The organism is Streptococcus parasanguinis, assembly GCF_015557775.1.
GTDB lineage: Bacteria > Bacillota > Bacilli > Lactobacillales > Streptococcaceae > Streptococcus > Streptococcus parasanguinis_AA.
Genome location: NZ_JADNOY010000002.1, coordinates 349,089 through 368,204, shown reverse-complemented (window position 1 = coordinate 368,204; position 19,116 = coordinate 349,089). Strand labels below are relative to the sequence as shown.

The window sequence follows — 19,116 nt, the reverse complement described above, 5'->3', positions numbered from 1 at the left end:
CTTTCTTTTTGCTCCCTCTCTCCCTGAATTTGTGGTACAATAGTGGTTATGGAAAGTATGACACTCACTCCAACACAGGAGCAAATCCTTGATTTTGTCCATACCTATCGCAACTCTCTCTCTCAAAGCAAGAATCCTCATATGGATTATTTCTTTCGACTAGAGGGAGCGACCGTTTCGATCTACAAGTCTGGAAAAGTCTTGCTTCAAGGCAATGACCTTACTCCTTACCTGGCCTTTTTCGGGCAAGATGCTGGGAACCCTAAAGGTTCTACTACTTCATCTGCAGGACAAGATCTAGCCATGATCGGAACCGACGAGGTCGGAAACGGCTCTTATTTTGGTGGACTCACCGTCGTTGCATCCTTTGTCACACCTGACCAGCACGACTGGCTCAAAAAGCTCGGTGTTGGGGATTCAAAGACCTTGGATGATCGAAAAATTCAGCAATTGGCTCCTCTCCTTGAGGAAAACATCCAGCACCAAGCACTCTTATTGTCTCCAAAGAAGTACAATGAAGTCATTGCTTCTGGCTATAATGCTGTTTCGGTCAAAGTGGCCCTGCACAACCAGGCCATCTATCTTCTATTAAATAAAGGAGTCCAAGCAGAGCGAATTGTGATCGATGCCTTTACGACGGCTAAAAACTACCAAAAATATGTGAAAGCTGAAAAAAATCAGGTCACCCAAGCCATTGAGTTGGAAGAAAAAGCAGAAGGTAAGTATTTAGCTGTTGCAGTTAGTTCCATCATCGCCCGCAATCTCTTCCTTCAAAATCTGGAAGATCTGGGCAAGGAACTGGGCTTTAATCTCCCTAGTGGAGCAGGGACGAAGTCTGACCAAGTCGCTGCTAAATTGCTCCAGACCTACGGGATGAAAGCTCTGGATTATTGTGCCAAACTCCATTTTAAAAACACAGAAAAAGCAAAGAAATTACTAGAAAGATAAGTTATGTCAAAAAGAAGTTCAAAACAGTCATCTAGCTCACCAGTGGTGAGATTCCTTAAAGAATGGGGCCTCTTCAGCATCATCGTTGGTCTCATCATTGCCTCTCGCATTTACCTCTGGGCTCCGGTCAAGGTGGATGGCCATTCGATGGATCCGACCCTGGCTGATAGCGAGTACCTCCTTGTGGTCAACCACCTCTCGATTGATCGTTTCGACATTGTCGTTGCCAGTGAAAAAGACGATGACGGCAAAACCAAGGACATCGTCAAGCGGGTCATCGGTCTTCCTGGAGATACTATCCAATACGACAACGACACCCTTTACATCAATGGGAAAAAGACCAATGAGCCTTATTTGAAAGACTACATCGCTCGTTTCAAAAAAGATAAATTGCAATCGACCTACACTGGAAAAGGGTTCGAAGAAAACGGAGAACTCTTCCGTCAATTGGCCAATACAGCCCAAGCTTTTACAGTAGACAAGGATGGCAATCCTAAATTTACCTTGAAGTTACTCGACGATGAATACCTCCTACTTGGAGATGACCGGATCGTTTCAAAAGATAGCCGTCAGGTCGGAGCTTTCAAGAAAGAACAAATCAAAGGGCAAGCCGTCTTTAGACTATGGCCGATCTACCCTTTCAAAACTTATTAGTATAGATTAACAAACTGAGGCTGAGACAAGTATGTCCCAGCCTTGCTTTATAAAAAGGAAAGAAATGATGGAATATTATTTTTCTGGTACTATTGAGCGCATTATTTTTGAAAACCCTAGCAGTTTTTTTCGAATCCTCTTGCTCGACATCAGCGATACCGATGCCGAAGACTTTGATGATTTTGAGATTATTGTGACAGGAACCATGGCAGATATCATGGAAGGCGAAGACTACACCTTCTGGGGGGAGCTGGTCCATCATCCTAAATACGGAGAGCAGCTCAAAATCAGTCGCTATGAACGTGCCAAACCCTCTAGCAAGGGCTTGGTGAAATATTTTTCCAGCGATCACTTTAAAGGAATTGGTCTCAAAACAGCCCAAAAAATCGTGGACCTCTATGGGGACGATACCATTGACAAAATTTTGGAGGCCCCTGAAAAATTAGAAGAAATCACAGGTCTCTCCAAGAAAAATCGCCTGGCTTTTGTGGAAAAACTCCGTCAGAATTACGGAACGGAGCGCATTCTCGCCCAACTAGCCAACTATGGCATTCCCAATAAATTGGCCTTTCAGATCCAAGATTTTTATAATGAAGAAACCCTCCAGATCGTGGAGCAACAGCCCTATCGATTGGTGGAAGATATCCAAGGCATGGGCTTTAAAATCGCGGACCAACTAGCCGAAGAATTGGGGATTGCAAGTGACGCCCCTGAGCGTTTCCGCGCGGGCCTGATCCACAGCCTTTTTAGCTACTCTATCGAGACTGGAAATACCTACATCGAAGCCAAGGACCTCCTGCGCTATACCATTGACCTGTTAGAATCCGCTCGTCCAATAGAATTGGATCCTTCCACTGTCGCCCAAGAATTAGGACGCCTCATCGAGGAAGACAAGGTCCAAAACGTGGACACCAAGATCTTTGACAACAGCCTCTTCTTTGCGGAGGAAGGGATTCGTAGTCATATCGGTCGATTATTGGAAAAAGGAAAGTCGACTTCATTTGACCCTGAGAAAATCAACCAGGCGATTGAGGCGGTTGAAAAAGATTTGGGGATTCGCTACGATGCCATTCAAAAAGAGGCCATTCACCAAGCTATCCAAAATAAGGTCTTTATCCTCACCGGGGGACCGGGGACAGGAAAGACTACCGTTATCAATGGGATGATCAGTGTCTATGCCCAACTCCACCAGCTGGATCTTCGGAAGAAACAAGACCTGCCGATCCTCTTGGCTGCCCCAACAGGACGGGCAGCTAGACGCATGAATGAGCTGACAGGACTTCCGAGCGCCACCATCCACCGCCATTTGGGGATGACAGGAGATGATGACACCAGCCACTTAGAGGACTATCTGGATGCAGACTTCATCATTGTGGACGAATTTTCCATGGTTGATACCTGGCTGGCTAATCAATTACTCAGCAACATCGCAACAGATACCAAACTCTTGATTGTGGGAGATGCCGACCAATTACCTTCCGTCAGCCCTGGTCAGGTCTTGGCTGATCTCTTGCAGATCCCAAGCATCCCTCAGACCAAACTCGAACATATTTTCCGTCAGAGTGAAGATTCGACCATTGTCTCACTTGCAGGAGACATTCGCCAGGGCAAGCTTCCTCAAGATTTCACAGAACGAAAAGCCGACCGCTCTTATTTCGAAGCCGGAAGCGAACACATCCCTAAGATGATCGAACAGATCACCTCAGCTGCCCTTCGCAGTCAGATCCCGGCTCGAGATATCCAAGTCTTGGCACCTATGTACAAGGGCCAGGCTGGCATTGACAACATCAATACACTCATGCAAGACCTTCTCAATCCAGCTATCAAAGATCAGGTCGTCTTTGACACGCCAGACTGCCAATACCGCGATGGAGATAAGGTCATTCATCTGGTTAATGATGCAGAAAGCAATGTCTTTAACGGAGATATCGGCTACATCACCGATCTTCTCCCAGGAAAATATACAGAATCCAAGCAAGATGAATTGACCATCCAATTTGATGGCAATGAAATCGTCTACCCGCGCAATGAATGGTACAAGATTCGCTTAGCCTATGCGATGAGTATTCACAAATCGCAAGGAAGCGAATTTCCGGTAGTGATTTTACCCATTACCAATCAAAGCCACCGGATGTTGCAACGTAATTTGATCTATACTGCCATCACGCGCTCAAAAAGCAAACTGATTCTCTTAGGAGAATACAGCGCCTTTGATTACGCCACTAAAAATACAGGCACAGCGCGCAAGACCTACTTGGTGGAACGCTTCAAGGACCTGGACGGAGGCGAGGCAACCAAAGACTCTTCTTCATCCGTTGCCACGGATTCCCCTACAGTCGAATCCGCACGAATCAAGGAAGAAACTGTTGTAAAGAAGGCTGAGCCTGATGAACCGACTGTCTATCGACTGACAGAAGACAATCTCCACACCATCTCTCCTATGATTGGACTGACTGAAGAAGAGATTGCAGCCTTTTTTGACATCAAAAAATACGACTAGTGAACAAACTAGTCGTTTTCTTTTTCTTCCACCAAAGGCAACTCGGTATGATCCACGAAATTGGTCATGGTGACACCCAAGAGGCGGATTCCAGTATTTGTCGATTCAATTTCTTGAAAAATTTGGCGAGCGGAACGATTGATCCGCTCAGCCTCTCGTGTTGGCTCCGTCAATGTCATTCGCTTGGTCAGGGTGGTGAAGTCTCCATAGCGCACCTTTAAAACCAAGGTCTTTCCTTGCTTGCCGTTTTTTTCCAGCGATTGGGCTACTTTACTGGACAGATTGACAATTTCTTCTAAAATATCATCTTCAGCATAAAGGAGCTTGCGGTAGGTCCGCTCTTTTCCAATCGACTTGCGAATACGATGGCTCTTGACAGGGCTATTGTGAATTCCTCGCGCCTTGCGGAAGAGATCATAGCCAAAGCGTCCAAACTGATCGATCAAGGTCATCTCCGGAATGGCTAAAAGATCCGCGCCAGTATAGACCCCCATCTCATGCAGCCGCTCCACTGTCTTCTTTCCTACCCCGTGAAATTTGGCAATGTCCATCTGGCTCAGGAAATCCTCAGCATCCTCCGGCAAGACCACCGTTAGGCCACGGGGTTTTTGGTAGTCACTTGCCATCTTGGCCAAAAACTTATTATAAGAGACACCCGCTGAAGCTGTGAGATGCAGCTCTTCCCAGATCGCATGCTGAATCAAGCGAGCGATCTTGACAGCTGATTTGCTCTGGATTTTATTTTCCGTCACATCTAGATAGGCTTCATCAATACTCACGGGCTCGATGAGATCCGTATACCGCCTAAAAATCTCACGAACCTGCTCACCCACTTCTCGGTATTTTTCATAATTCCCAGAAATAAAGATCGCTTTTGGGCAGAGCTCCAACGCTTCTTTGGAGCTCATAGCCGAGTGGATCCCGTATTTTCGAGCCTCATAGTTGCAGGTCGAGACCACCCCTCTTCCCCCTGACTGTCGAGGGTCCTGGCCAATGACAAGCGGTTGTCCTTTCAAACTAGGATTGTCTCTTTCTTCGACAGCAGCAAAAAATGCATCCATATCAATATGAATGATCTTACGACTTGTATCGTTCACTAATGGAAATATCAGCATTTTTCACCCTCCTTTTTCTATTATAAAAATAAAATTTTGGAATTGCAAAAATCGGCCCTTCCTAAAAACATGAAAATTGATGGAAATTCGTGTTCATTTTCAAAAATGTAGTACAGTATCACAGAAGAATTGAAACTGTATTATAAAAGAATCTGCTATTTTTCGCAATTTGTCTTTGTGTAACCGATTTCTGTATGGTATACTACTATTGTAAGTGCAACAGATATAGTTGCTAGAAAGACAATAGAGGAAAATAAAAATGGTTGTTAAAACAGTCGTTGAAGCACAAGATATTTTTGACAAAGCCTGGGAAGGCTTCAAAGGTGAAGATTGGAAAGAAAAAGCAAGCGTTTCTCGCTTCGTTCAAGCTAACTACACACCTTATGATGGAGATGAAAGCTTCCTAGCTGGTCCAACTGAACGTTCTCTTCACATCAAGAAGATTGTTGAAGAAACAAAAGCTCATTACGAAGAAACTCGTTTCCCATACGATAACCGTCCAACATCTATCGCTGATATCGCAGCTGGATATATCGACAAAGAAAACGAAGTCATCTTCGGTATCCAAAATGATGAATTGTTCAAATTGAACTTCATGCCTCGTGGTGGTATTCGTATGGCGGAAACTACTTTGAAAGAAAATGGATACGAACCAGATCCAGCAGTTCATGAAATCTTCACAAAATACGTTACAACTGTAAACGATGGTATCTTCCGCGCTTACACTTCTAACATCCGTCGTGCTCGTCACGCTCACACAGTAACTGGTCTTCCAGATGCATACTCACGTGGACGTATCATCGGGGTTTATGCTCGTTTGGCCCTTTATGGAGCTGACTACTTGATGGCTGAAAAAGCAAACGACTGGAACGCGATTACTGAAATCGATGAAGAAACAATCCGTCTTCGTGAAGAAGTAAACCTTCAATACCAAGCGCTTCAAGAAGTTGTTAAATTGGGTGACCTTTATGGTGTAGACGTACGTCGTCCTGCCTTCGATACAAAAGAAGCAATCCAATGGACAAACATCGCCTTCATGGCTGTCTGCCGTGTGATCAACGGTGCTGCTACTTCTCTTGGACGTGTGCCAATCGTTTTGGATATCTACGCTGAACGTGACTTGGCTCGTGGTACTTACACTGAATCTGAAATCCAAGAATTCGTTGACGATTTCGTTATGAAATTGCGTACTGTTAAATTTGCTCGTACAAAAGCTTACGACCAATTGTACTCAGGTGACCCAACCTTCATCACAACTTCTATGGCTGGTATGGGTAACGACGGACGTCACCGTGTTACTAAGATGGACTTCCGTTTCTTGAACACTTTGGACAACATCGGTAACTCTCCAGAACCAAACTTGACAGTTCTTTGGACTGACAAATTGCCATACAGCTTCCGTCGCTACTGTATGCACATGAGCCACAAACACTCTTCTATCCAATACGAAGGTGTAACTACTATGGCTAAAGACGGATACGGTGAAATGAGCTGTATCTCATGTTGTGTATCTCCACTTGACCCAGAAAATGAAGAACAACGCCACAACATTCAGTACTTCGGTGCTCGTGTAAACGTGCTTAAAGCTCTTCTTACTGGTTTGAACGGTGGTTACGACGACGTTCATAAAGACTACAAAGTATTTGACATCGATCCTATCCGTGACGAAGTTCTTGAATTCGAATCTGTTAAAGCAAACTTCGAAAAATCTCTTGACTGGTTGACAGACACTTACGTAGATGCTTTGAACATCATCCACTACATGACTGATAAGTACAACTACGAAGCTGTTCAAATGGCCTTCTTGCCAACTCACCAACGCGCTAACATGGGATTCGGTATCTGTGGATTCGCTAACACTGTTGATACTTTGTCAGCAATCAAATACGCTACTGTTAAACCAATCCGTGACGAAGATGGCTACATCTACGATTACGAAACAATCGGTGAATACCCACGTTGGGGTGAAGATGACCCACGTTCTAACGAATTGGCAGAATGGTTGATCGAAGCTTACACTACTCGTCTTCGCAGCCACAAACTTTACAAGAACGCTGAAGCAACTGTTTCACTTCTTACCATCACTTCTAACGTTGCATACTCTAAACAAACTGGTAACTCACCAGTCCACAAAGGTGTATACCTCAACGAAGATGGTTCTGTGAACTTGTCTAAACTTGAATTCTTCTCACCAGGTGCTAACCCATCTAACAAAGCTAAAGGTGGATGGTTGCAAAACTTGAACTCACTTGCTAGCCTTGACTTTGGTTATGCAGCTGATGGTATCTCATTGACAACTCAAGTATCACCTCGCGCTCTTGGTAAAACTCGTGACGAACAAGTTGATAACTTGGTAACAATCCTTGATGGTTACTTCGAAAACGGTGGACAACACGTTAACTTGAATGTTATGGACTTGAACGATGTTTACGAAAAGATCATGTCAGGTGAAGACGTAATCGTACGTATCTCTGGATACTGTGTAAACACTAAATACCTCACTCCAGAACAAAAAACTGAATTGACACAACGTGTCTTCCACGAAGTTCTTTCAATGGATGATGCATTGAGCTAAGATTCAAATAGGTCTTAAAAACCAGTCGGAAACGGCTGGTTTTTTCATCCCCATCGCAAGAGTATTCTGAATTTTGAAAGAGTTTAAGAGCCTACCATATAGGGTTTGACAGCGCTTTCTCCAAGTGTTATAGTAGAGCTGTAAATAAGTTAGAAGGGGTGATCCTATGTTTTTAACATTTATTTTCGCTATTATTTGGCTCTTTATCCTGATTGCACTGATCTTTTTAGCAACCCTTCTCGTCCAGGATAGCACCGTGCAGCACCACCACCCGAGTTAACGAATGATAAGCCTAAACAATAGCTATTCTAAACGAATTCAGAAAGGATAAGAAACAAACTAGAATTGTCAAATTTTAGTTCTGTCTCTCGTCCTTTTTTGCTATAATAGAAACAGATTATTTAGTAAGAAGGAAATTATGGAAGAGTCAAAACAGATCAACCAAGTGATCGACGTCCTGATGTTAGCTGGAACCCTCCTGATCGAGAGCGGTTCTGAGATTCACCGGGTCGAAGATACCATGATCCGGATCGCCCATTCACAAGGAATCGTCGATTGCAATGTTTTAGCGATGCCAGTCGCTATTTTCTTTTCAATTGAGAATGCCAATGTCACACGCATGAAACGGATCTTGCGGACCAATTACAATATCGAAAAGGTCTGTGATGTCAATCAGATCTCTCGTCAACTTGTCTCTGGAGAGATCGATCTTGAGCAAGCCTACCAGGCCCTGAGCGAGTTGAAAATGAAGCGCGTTCCTTATACTAATCTCCAGTTAACCATTGCGGCAACCCTCAGTGCCCCTTTCTTCTCCATCATGTTTGGAGGAAATTTCTATGATGCGATTGGAGCAGGTATTGCGACTGTCTTTGCCTTTGCTTTTTCTCTTGTCGTTGAGAAATACGTTCGCATTCCTTTTGTCACTGCCTTTGCGGCCGCCTTTGTCTTTGGTTTTTTGGCCCATATCTGGACGCGCTATAGTGGTTTTCCTTCCAATACCGATCTCATTATCGCAGGCTGTGTCATGCCCTTCGTTCCTGGAATCGCTATGACCAATGCCGTCCGAGATCTCATGAATTACCACCTCAACTCTGGGATGAGCAAACTCTTTGAGACTCTTCTCATTACTCTTGCACTTGGTGCCGGTACAACCGTTGCCCTCGTCCTTATGAAATAAAATCATGAACTTAACTGAATTTTTAATCCAAGCGGTGGCCAGTTTGATTGCCATCATCACCTTTTTAATCGTCCTCAATGTGCAGCGCTCCATGTTGATTCCTGGAGGAATCCTCGGTATGGGCATCTGGCTACTTTACTATATCCTAAAAGGGCCTACCAATGTCATCGTTGCAACCTTTATCGCAGCCATTGTCGGCTCCTGTATCAGTCAGATTTTAAGTATCATTCTCAAGACGCCTGTCGTGGTCTTTATGTTGTCCATTCTCGCGCCCTTGGTTCCTGGATATATTTCCTATCGAACTACTTCCTTTTTTGTCAGTGGCCAATATCGTCAGGCAGTGACCAGCGTGACCCTGGTGGTTATTCTGGCCTTGGTGATCTCCATCGGGATGGCTAGTGGATCTGTCGTTTTGAAACTCTACCATTCTTATCAACGCTATCAAAAAAGAAAAATGACCAATGCTAACTAGCATTTGTCATGTTGGTAACAAAGTCTTCTTAAAACTTTCCTTAGGTGAGCACGGACGTCAGCGAACTTCGTAGAAGTTCCATGACTTAGTTTTGGACCTAAGGTTCCAAAACTCCCGAGTGCTAGAAACAATAGTGTTTCTAGCACTTTTCTCACGGCGGAAAGTTTTTGTATTTTCTTGATTCATTTTAACAATTGGAACTCATTTTTATTTTTTGAAGAAAACTAAAAGTTTATGTACAATTGACTAAACTAAAGCTAAACCATTGATACAACTGAATTAGAAGCATAAAGTACATTCTTTAAAAAGTGTACTTTATTTTTGTTTTGTAAATTATTCTGAAACTACTTTCACATATTAAAAATTGAATCTAAATTGCTGTAGGCCTATAATAAAGATAGGAATAATAAGAATTCTTCCTAGAAAGGAGTATACTGTATCATATATGACAGTATTATTAATAAATCATGAAAAAAATAATTACTATAGTACAGTGCATTTTGTTCCTCGTGTCTCCTTACATAGCTAGAGAACTATGCTTGATGAGTAAAAATCTAGTCGATAATATGTTCCTTACATTCTTTATCATGCTAACAATTTCTTTTTGGCTTGGTATTTGGAAGTTGGGAGATCTTGTAGGAAATCCAAAATAGAAAGTAAAAAGTTGTGCTAGAGATGAGATTTTTATTTATTTTAATCATTTATATGCCTTATTTCTTTTATTTAAATTGGAAGGATAAGCCTAAACAAAAAAATAAGTCCTTTTGCTATCTTTATAAGTTTTACATGATTTACTTGTGGTTTATCCTCATAATTACCATAATGGCTATCGGTATTTTATCCCTTGGAGTAGTAGCTGGTATGAGAGAAGAACTTACGTTTGGTTTCTTTGTTTTATCTTTTTTAGGTGTAGTTCTATTTAGTTTCTATATTTTTAGTATTCTAAAAGAGATAAAGGAATTAAAGCAAATAAAAGGTAAGTAAATAGATAGACGTAATCTAATTTGAATTGTCTTTATCTGGACTATACATCAAAATAAACAAGAATAGGGAAAAGTCTTTAGGATCAAAAAACGCATAATATTAGGTTTTGAAGAACCTTGATACTATGCGTTTTATTGTGGGGAGATTTACTTTATTTTCTCCTGAAATTAAGTTTTTACCTAGTATCGTTTTACTTCCGATTAGAGATAACAAATTTATCAATGAATAGTAAGTGATATAATGCAAGTACAAATCCCCAGAAACTACCACGAAGAGAAAATTCTTGATGATTAAGAGGAAGCAAATCACGGTTTCCTATATAGATGCATGTCAAAATCACAAATAGAATCCAAAATAAATCAGTCCATTTATATTTTGAAAAAAGACAAGGTGTTTTATCCTTGTCTTTTTCGTTTTACGTTTTAGTACTGCTTTTGTTTCAATGTCAATAAATGTGTTCTTTTTGGAGTATTCTATAGATTCGAGGTAACATTATCACGGTATAGATCAGGAGAGAAACACCTCCAAATATGAATATAAGACCTCCGTTTATGTCCTTTTGAAATAGATAAGTAAATACAATGGTACCTATCGGCATGATAGACGTATTTAGTGTGAACAGAGTACTCATTACTCTTCCTAAATAATTTGTTTCAATACTACTTTGAAGATAGGTCATGACGACAATATTTAGAATAACAAGAGTAAATGCTATAATTCCCATAAATAAACCGCCAACGGAAGAAATAATCACTTGGGTGTTAGTAGTTGCAAATGTAATACCCAAACCAACGATAGCGATGGTTAGAAGAAAAAGTGGAATGCGAATTCTATTAGAAAGAAGTGTATTATTTTCTTTTTTGTCTGGCAATAGTGACATAGACACACTGGCTAATAACATTCCAACTGCAGACATTGTTTCTAGGATACCTACTGTTGCATTATCTAATAAGAGTTGCTCTTTGACTACAAATGGCACTCCAATGCTAATGGAAGTATAGAAAAAATTCAGTACAACACTAACAAGAATAATATATTTGACAATCTGATTTTCTTTTAAGAATTGGATAATTTCTTTGACCCCGTGTTGATGCTTTTCATTCTGTTTAATCTTAGCTTCTTGCTCTTCGTGTTCATAGAAGAATTTCATGGTAAGTAAGACACCTAAAGAAAGGATATTTGCAATGATTTCTATAAGAATAAAGCCTGAGAAGCCTAACCAATTATAAAGAATGACTCCAATAGCTGGGGAAAGCATGGTTGCGATAGCAATGGCGGTTTGTGTAACAGAGCTTAATCGTTGAATTTTTGTATCATTTACTAACTCGTGGATAGAGGCTGAATAACAAGTATCATTGATGTTAACTGTGACAGAGTGAAGTATGACAAACGGAATTACTAAATATAAGATAGTAGATGAATTCGTTAAAAAATAAAATGCATAAAACAGAAGAAAGATAATAATTCTAAAAATAAAATTATAAATTAAGATCTTTTTATGACGGTATCGGTCTACTAAATTACCGATTGGAACCAAGAAAATCAAACTAACTAAAGGATAGATGATCATATTGATTCCAAAACTCATTGCCGATTTTGTTTGGTCCAGTAACATTAATCCTAAAGCAAAATTAAAAGCTTTTCCACTTAAAGAACTAATAAAACTACTAATAAAGTCTTTGATGATTTGTCTATTAGACATTTGATCACTTATTAAATTCTTAATATTAGCCCCCTCCATTCGTTTCAACATTGCTTCGGTTATCTAATCCTATTCAATCAACCTGTGTTGTAAGGTAATTGGGATAGTAGATAGACCATAATTTTTATTAATTAAGATTTTACCAATTATACTAATAAAAGTATAATAAAAAATGTAAAAAATATTGTCTTTATGTTTACTAATTATATTTCTCTCTTGCTTGACATTATCTAAATTGATAACTTCTTACGTACCTCTTCTAAAATAGGATATATTTTACAATCGTTAAAGGATTTCAAAATGAAACAGATTGTTTTATTTTGCTTTTTGTAGGTTTTAACTTCATTCTAGATGTTGATACTATTTATCATAACGCTTGACGTCGCTTTCAAACGGGAGTACAATAATATTGAGGACAAGATGGTTAATCTCTTTTATTTAGGAGGTGTCAGATATGCAAATCTATTTTGTTTATTCTATTTTCTATCTATTATCACGCGTAGTAGCACTTGTAGTTCTAGCTTATCTTATTAAGTTACTCATTGCTCGTTTAAAAAGAAACTAAGTAACATTTTGCCCAAATAGTAGTTATTTGGGCTTTTTGCTATACTTTAGCCTAGTGGATTAAATTTATAAAGATAGGATTTAGCATATTCTTATTGAGTGATTTTATTTTATGAAGGTTGTTTATAGGTAAAGGGGAAAATAGATGGTTTCTAAAATTGATGTGGCTTGGGACTTGTTTCTGGAGGGAAAAACATCAGAAGCTAAAAAGTTGGTTGAACAAGATTTTTCCATTGATACCTGTACAGATTTTAGCCTTTTAAATCTGATGGGGTATTTATTATTGGCAGAAAAAGACTATGCCTCGTGTACCCGTATCTTTGAGAAATACATTTTATTAGCTCAACAAAATGAAGACAAAGAACATGAACACATTGGATTACATCAATTAGCTATGATCTACAGAGATCAGGGTGATTTTCATAAGGCTTTAAAGCTCATTGAAGATGAAGAGAAGATAATTGAAGAGCATTTTCCCAATGATAATCTAAAGAAAGCTGTGAATAACTACGAACAAGGCTATTTGAGATTGAAATTAAACAATCTTGATGAAGCTCTTACATTCATGAATCTATCACTGGAACAATCTTTAGAAACTGATGATGTGATTTCTCAAGCTTGTAGCTATAGAGGGTTAGGTGAAATCTATTTAGCTTTGGAAGATACGGAATTATCCAATAGACATTTCAAACGAGCTATAGAACTTTTCGAAAGTGTTGGAGAGTTTGAAGGGATAAAGGAAATTGAGGAATTGATTCACGAATGATTTTACATTTAGTTTTTGTTATTAGTTTGCTTAAATAAAGTACATAATTGACATGATTAGCTCAAAAAATTTTTTTGTTACTAAAGTAATCGCTTCACTTATCTTAAAATAGTTTTTCTCCATTCAAACTAATGCAAAATAATATTCGTTTTTCAATTTCTCAAAGTGTTATCGCTTGCATTTTTACTTAAAAGGGATACAATGATGGTGAAAAAACAAATCCTTTAAAGTATGCGAGGTGCTGTATGATGATAAGCAAGTATATCAAGTATCTTCCTTGGATGATCCTAGGAACCCTCTCCTCCTATCTATTAGCAACTGATTATGCCCGTAATTCATTTGACTTGTTCTATCTGACCTTGAACTTTACGATTGTGTACATCGCTTTAATCGTCTTCTACGAAAAAGTTCTAAGAGACAAATGCAAAGAACTCTTCATACGAATCATGAGCAATCCTAAAAAAGATAAGCAAGGATAAGAGTTGAAAAGCCATCTGAGGATGGCTTTTTCTTATAGATTCTCTATTTTTCTTTGAAACATTGCAAAATCGGTCCCGAGAATGATTTCCTTGCTGATCTAGCTTTTTCAAGGGAGTTTAACCCTTAAATATGGTAAAATAGTAACGAAATATACTAGTAGATATCAAATAAAAAAGAGGTTAAGAATGACAATTGGGATTGATAAGATTGGTTTTGCGACGAGCCCTTATGTCTTGCGTTTAGAAGATTTGGCTACTGCTCGTGATACTGATCCCGAAAAACTGAGCAAGGGTCTTCTCTTAAAAGAACAAAGTGTTGCACCGATCACAGAAGACATCGTCACATTGGCTGCTACTGCAGCAGATGATATTTTAACAGACGAAGATAAAGAAGCAATCGACATGGTGATTCTTGCGACAGAATCTGGAATTGACCAGAGTAAGGCTGCTGCTGTGTTTGTCCATGGCTTACTAGACATCCAGCCTTTCGCCCGCTCTTTTGAGATGAAAGAAGCCTGCTATGCTGCAACTGCTGCCTTGGATTATGCTAAACTCCATGTTGAAAAATTCCCACAGAGTAAGGTTTTGGTCATTGCCAGTGACATTGCTAAATACGGAATTGGAACTCCTGGAGAACCAACACAGGGGGCCGGAGCGGTTGCCATGCTAATCAGCCAAAATCCTCGTATTCTATCTTTTAACGATGATAATGTTGCCCAAACACGCGATGTCATGGATTTTTGGCGTCCAAATTACGCGACAACTCCCTTCGTGAATGGAATTTATTCAACACAACAATATCTAGATTCTCTGAAAACAACCTGGGCGGAATACCAGAAACGGACTGGCCTTACCTTGACAGACTTTGCGGCCGTCTGCTTCCATTTACCTTATCCAAAATTAGCTCTCAAGGGCTTGAAAAAAATCTTGGATAAGTCAGTACCAGAAGAGAAAAAAGATCAATTACAATACAACTTTGATCAATCGATTCTATACAGCCAACGCGTAGGAAATATCTACACTGGATCTCTTTTCCTAGGCTTGCTGTCACTACTGGAAAATGACCCCCAACTCAAAGCTGGTGACCGAATCGCCCTCTTTAGCTATGGAAGTGGAGCGGTTTCTGAGATCTTTAGTGCCAATCTCGTTCCTGGTTTTGAGCAACTCTTAGATCACAAACGCATGGAAAGACTGGACCAACGTACGGTTCTTAGTGTTGCTGACTACGAACGACTCTTTTATGAAGAAGTAGATCTAGATCCTAGTGGCAATCAAGTGTTTGAGCCTGCTACGCATCAAACTTTTGCTTTGACAGAGATCAAGGAACACCAACGCACTTACCAGAAAGTAGAAAAATAATGGCACGATTACCAGGTTTTGCAAAACTTTCGCCCACAGAACGCATAGAGGCCTTACTGAAGGAAGGCCTCTTAACTTGGGATGAAGCACAGATCTTAAAAGAACAAAAGGGACTTCCCCTTTCTATTGCAGATCAATTGACGGAAAATGTCTTGTCGACTTTTGACTTGCCCTTTAGCCTTGCTCCTTATTTCCTGATCAATGGTCGTGACTATGTCCTTCCCATGGTCACAGAAGAGCCTTCCGTGGTAGCAGCTGCCAGCTTTGCGGCCAAGCTCATTCAACGTTCGGGCGGATTCACCACCCAGGTGCACCAACGCCAAATGATCGGTGAGATTGCTCTGACGGATGTTGAAGACATGGAAGTTGCTAGCAAGCGCATCCTCGAAGACAAGGAAACTCTTCTTCAGCTGGCTAATGAAGCCTATCCTTCGATCGTCAAGCGTGGAGGTGGAGCGAGGGATCTTTGGGTCGAAAACAAGGGGGACTTTCTTATTGTCTACTTGGCTGTCGATCCCAAAGAAGCCATGGGGGCCAATATGCTCAATACCATGTTAGAAGCTCTGACCGATCGTATCCAGGAACTCTCTGGTGGTCAGGCCTTGATGGCAATTTTATCCAACTTGGCTACTCGCTCTTTGGTGAGTGCACGATGTGCCATCGATTTTAAAGCACTGAGTCGAAATCCTGAGGAAGCCATTGAGATTGCCCACCGGATGGAGTTAGCCAGCCAACTGGCCCAAGTGGATCCTTACCGAGCAGCCACTCATAACAAGGGAATTTTCAACGGGATTGATGCCCTAGTCCTTGCGACAGGCAATGACTGGCGGGCCATCGAAGCAGGAGCCCATGCCTATGCTGCACAAAGTGGTTCATACAAGGGCTTGAGCCACTGGACAAGTCAGCCAGAAGAGAAAAAACTCTATGGAGAGATCACCCTACCAATGCCGGTTGCGACAAAAGGAGGCTCGATTGGCCTCAACCCAACGGTTCAAGTCAGTCACCGCTTGCTAGGGGAGCCTACTGCTATCGAATTAGCAGGTATCATTGCTTCACTCGGTTTGGCACAGAATTTCGCGGCCCTCAAAGCCCTTGTCACCACCGGGATTCAAGCAGGACATATGAAACTCCAAGCACGCTCTCTAGCCCTTCTAGCAGGAGCGAAGGAAGAGGAAGTTCCCCGATTGGTCAGCCAACTCCTTGAAAACAAACCCTTTAATTTAGAAAAAGCACAAACACTCTTACAAGAATTGAGAAAATAAAAGAACTAAGACCCACGTCTTAGTTCTTTTGTGTTTGAAAAATTTTTCTTATTGTTTTAAAAATGGCAACTCAGGATGTTTCTTGGTATAGAGCACCACTTCGATAAAGGTCCCTACTTGGACAGCAAAGAGCAGTCCGACGAGAAGATTAATCCGATGGTCTGTTTCATAAAACGGAGAGTTCCATAAGAAGTGATTGGCTACTGTTGAGAGAACACACCAGAGCCCAAAAAGTTTTTCCTTTTGCTGGGTCACTTGAGACAACAAGAGGAAGACACCAACTGATACAACAGCTGTATAGAGGGCATGTGAAGCTAATCCACCAGAGATCCGGTTGATGGCCTCAGTGACAGCGGCTAATTGGCTGGTTTTGGTTTGGCGGGCAACATACCCTAAATCCTCAATGATTTGAAAACCAAAGCCAGAGCCCAAGCCTGCAATTAGAATCGCTTTTAGATCTTTCTTGCCAACCATCAAGACAACCCAAAAGGCAACTAGAGCCTTAAAGAATTCCTCTGAAAATGGGGCCGTCAAGGCATCGGTCCACTTGTTAAAGACAGTGGCATCCTTGATCACATGGCTATTCATAATATCAATCAAGCTATTGCCTGAAAAGCTCAACCAGCCTGCTATGAAGGCTCCTCCAAACATGGCAATCCATAAGAGATAGGTTGGGACAGTCAACTGCTTGGCCAATCGTTTTGAAAAGAGATAGAGCGGGATAATAATAGCAGCTAAAACAGACAAGTTTAAGACCAAGTCTCTGCCTGCAGACTGGCTAAATTCTTGTTGAGAAAGATGACCGAGTTCAAACTCCAAGCCAATTCCTGCAAACAGTAGAAAAAGATAGATCGAGGCTCTTTGAATTTTAGTCATCTTGTTTTCCTCCCTTTTGTTTCTTTGAGCGAATCAAGTAGATCACAATCGCTAGAAGGGTTGCTCCGAACAAGCCTGCTGCTAAAATGTAATCATAGTCAAAATCAACGAGATCAATCTTTTCTTCATAAGCAGCATCTTCTTCGTCATCTAGATCCTGCAGGGCACTTTTTCCGTGTTCATCTGCTACCTTTTGTTCTGCTTCTTTTCTGATTTCTTGCAAGCGTTCGAAGGTTTTCTCAGCTCTCGCCAAGCTTTCCTCTGTTGCCTTCTTACTAGCTTCTTCAGGCTGAGAAGCAAGGGCGATTTGTTCCTGATCACTCAGATCTTGTTCGACCATCCACTGAGACTCCAATCGTTCCATTTCAGTACGAATCGCCCCATCTTCGAATAAATCTGGATACTTGGCCACAAGGTCATTGATTCTTGAAATGGTCCAATACCAAGAGCGATCATTGTAATGATCCCCTAATTCTTGGTAGGCTTGATAGGTGTTGAGAATATTGCCATAGTAGGGTAGGTATGGAGCATTTCGTGGACTACCCATCGACAGCCACATGGTACCTCCACCTGCACTTGCTGGGACATCATCTTTCAGTTGGAAAATATGGGCCTCCATGACATTTGGATTGGAAATAGGGTATTTATAAACCGCATCAAACTCTCCTTTTTTCGGAATGCCTTTTCCATCCAACTCCATTTGATCCTGTGGTTTATATTTGGTTCCTTCCAAACGATTGCGTTGGAGATTCATGGCATCGCGGAGGGTTAATTTTCGATCGGTTGTATGAAGAAGGTCAAAGGACGCATCGTCATATTTAACAGGAGAGCTTGGGTCTAGCGATTTGATTCCCGACCAAACCCGAGAGCGATCTGCTTCTTGCAAAGGCGGATTATAGGATTGAGAAACGTGGAATTTTTCATCCACTTCCTTATAGCTATTGGCTTTTTTGGCGACTTTTTCAAGATCTTTTGAAGCGATCGTGCGTTCGGTATCTGATAGATCGACATGCCCTAAGAAGAAGGTATTTGGAAAGACCGCAAATCGATCCTCTGGGAAGAGAATCGCTGCATATTGATGGCCAGATAGGATTTCCATATACCAGACGCCTTCTTTATCGGCAATGGTCACAATATTTCCTTCTGCAGCGCCTTTTTCTTCGACGATCTTAGCAATGAGTTCAACCCCTTCTCTTGCGGTTTTCACACTAGGGAGAACGATACTGGTCAAGCCCGATTCTGCGAGGCCATCCTTGACGTAGGGATCCACTTTTTGGATCTTGTCATTTGCTGAAGCAGATACAGTGGCAGAAATGGAAACCCCATATTCATTGAATCCTGCTTCGTCAAAAATTCCCTGATCAGGGGTGACATCTGGAACCGCTGTATACTTATAGCTAATCTCTGGCAAGGGATATTGAAAACCGTTGGCAGCATCCTCAAAGATGGCTCCTTTTTTATTGTAGACACGCTCTCTGACCACAAAATTTTTATTATGGTTGGGCTCTAAATCTTCGGTACGACCTACCAAGGTCGAACCGTCGGCCGTCAGTTTCTTCCCGATGATGAACCCTGTACAAGCCTCAACAGGTTGAGCAATCAACAAAAGCGGAAGCAAGGCTGCTACAGCTGATCGAAAATAGTGCTTCTTCATCCTAAACTCCTTTTTAAAAATGTTTTTCC

The 19,116-nt window shown here is 41.2% G+C and carries 15 protein-coding genes; 11 read left to right on the top strand and 4 right to left on the bottom strand.

Translation table 11 applies throughout. From position 1 onward, the window contains the following. Nucleotides 1-48 precede the first annotated feature (48 nt). From rnhC to I2F76_RS04695, 3 genes are all read left to right on the top strand, one after another. Complete coding sequence (gene rnhC, locus I2F76_RS04705) at nt 49-948, top strand: ribonuclease HIII (protein ID WP_070590040.1); 900 nt, start codon at nt 49-51, stop codon at nt 946-948. Between the two features lie 3 nt (nt 949-951). Continuing rightward, entirely contained in the window at nt 952-1,602 is a 651-nt protein-coding gene (lepB, locus tag I2F76_RS04700; protein ID WP_070590042.1) for a signal peptidase I, read from the top strand. A 67-nt stretch (nt 1,603-1,669) separates the two neighbouring features. Further along, nucleotides 1,670-4,102: an ATP-dependent RecD-like DNA helicase gene (locus tag I2F76_RS04695; RefSeq protein ID WP_195487353.1), complete on the top strand. Its 2,433-nt coding sequence runs from the start codon at nt 1,670-1,672 to the stop codon at nt 4,100-4,102. An 8-nt stretch (nt 4,103-4,110) separates the two neighbouring features. Here I2F76_RS04695 and dinB read toward each other — a convergent pair whose 3' ends face one another. Further along, a complete protein-coding gene (gene dinB / locus I2F76_RS04690) occupies nt 4,111-5,217 on the bottom strand; it encodes a DNA polymerase IV (RefSeq protein WP_195487341.1) in 1,107 nt (368 codons plus the stop codon). 259 nt (nt 5,218-5,476) lie between these two features. Between dinB and pflB the strand changes: the two genes are divergently transcribed. The 4 genes from pflB (at nt 5,477) to I2F76_RS04670 (ending at nt 10,425) form a co-directional block, all read left to right on the top strand. Then, the gene (gene pflB / locus I2F76_RS04685) at nt 5,477-7,792 is read left to right on the top strand and encodes a formate C-acetyltransferase (protein ID WP_070590051.1); all 2,316 of its coding nucleotides are present in this window, start codon (nt 5,477-5,479) and stop codon (nt 7,790-7,792) included. A gap of 418 nt (nt 7,793-8,210) precedes the next feature. Further along, the gene (locus I2F76_RS04680; RefSeq protein WP_021153883.1) at nt 8,211-8,969 is read left to right on the top strand and encodes a threonine/serine exporter family protein; all 759 of its coding nucleotides are present in this window, start codon (nt 8,211-8,213) and stop codon (nt 8,967-8,969) included. 4 nt (nt 8,970-8,973) lie between these two features. Beyond that, nucleotides 8,974-9,441, top strand: a complete 468-nt coding sequence (locus I2F76_RS04675) for a threonine/serine exporter family protein (RefSeq protein WP_031575574.1) — start codon at nt 8,974-8,976, stop codon at nt 9,439-9,441. A gap of 786 nt (nt 9,442-10,227) precedes the next feature. Then, entirely contained in the window at nt 10,228-10,425 is a 198-nt protein-coding gene (locus I2F76_RS04670) for a histidine kinase (protein WP_229289669.1), read from the top strand. 445 nt (nt 10,426-10,870) lie between these two features. Here the strand turns inward: I2F76_RS04670 and I2F76_RS04665 are convergent, their stop codons facing one another. Further along, nucleotides 10,871-12,127 (bottom strand): MFS transporter, encoded by a 1,257-nt coding sequence (locus I2F76_RS04665; RefSeq protein ID WP_229060256.1) that lies wholly within the window; start codon nt 12,125-12,127, stop codon nt 10,871-10,873. Between the two features lie 709 nt (nt 12,128-12,836). On the opposite strand from I2F76_RS04665, the gene I2F76_RS04660 reads away from it, so the two are divergent. From I2F76_RS04660 to I2F76_RS04645, 4 genes are all read left to right on the top strand, one after another. Then, nucleotides 12,837-13,457, top strand: coding sequence for a tetratricopeptide repeat protein (locus I2F76_RS04660; protein ID WP_195487340.1), 621 nt, complete (start codon nt 12,837-12,839; stop codon nt 13,455-13,457). Between the two features lie 248 nt (nt 13,458-13,705). Beyond that, entirely contained in the window at nt 13,706-13,936 is a 231-nt protein-coding gene (locus I2F76_RS04655) for a hypothetical protein (protein WP_045759877.1), read from the top strand. 186 nt (nt 13,937-14,122) lie between these two features. Continuing rightward, on the top strand, nt 14,123-15,295 hold the full coding sequence (locus tag I2F76_RS04650) for a hydroxymethylglutaryl-CoA synthase (protein WP_195487339.1): 1,173 nt from the start codon (nt 14,123-14,125) through the stop codon (nt 15,293-15,295). Further along, nucleotides 15,295-16,557 carry a hydroxymethylglutaryl-CoA reductase, degradative gene (locus I2F76_RS04645; RefSeq protein WP_049474348.1) on the top strand — a complete coding sequence of 421 codons (1,263 nt, stop codon included), beginning with the start codon at nt 15,295-15,297 and terminating at the stop codon, nt 16,555-16,557. The genes I2F76_RS04650 and I2F76_RS04645 overlap by 1 nt, the downstream gene beginning before the upstream one ends. Before the next feature lie 48 nt (nt 16,558-16,605). Here I2F76_RS04645 and I2F76_RS04640 read toward each other — a convergent pair whose 3' ends face one another. Then, nucleotides 16,606-17,433, bottom strand: coding sequence for a PrsW family glutamic-type intramembrane protease (locus I2F76_RS04640; protein ID WP_045759880.1), 828 nt, complete (start codon nt 17,431-17,433; stop codon nt 16,606-16,608). After that, a complete protein-coding gene (locus I2F76_RS04635) occupies nt 17,426-19,087 on the bottom strand; it encodes a C69 family dipeptidase (protein WP_045759881.1) in 1,662 nt (553 codons plus the stop codon). The genes I2F76_RS04640 and I2F76_RS04635 overlap by 8 nt, the downstream gene beginning before the upstream one ends. Nucleotides 19,088-19,116: the final 29 nt, after the last annotated feature.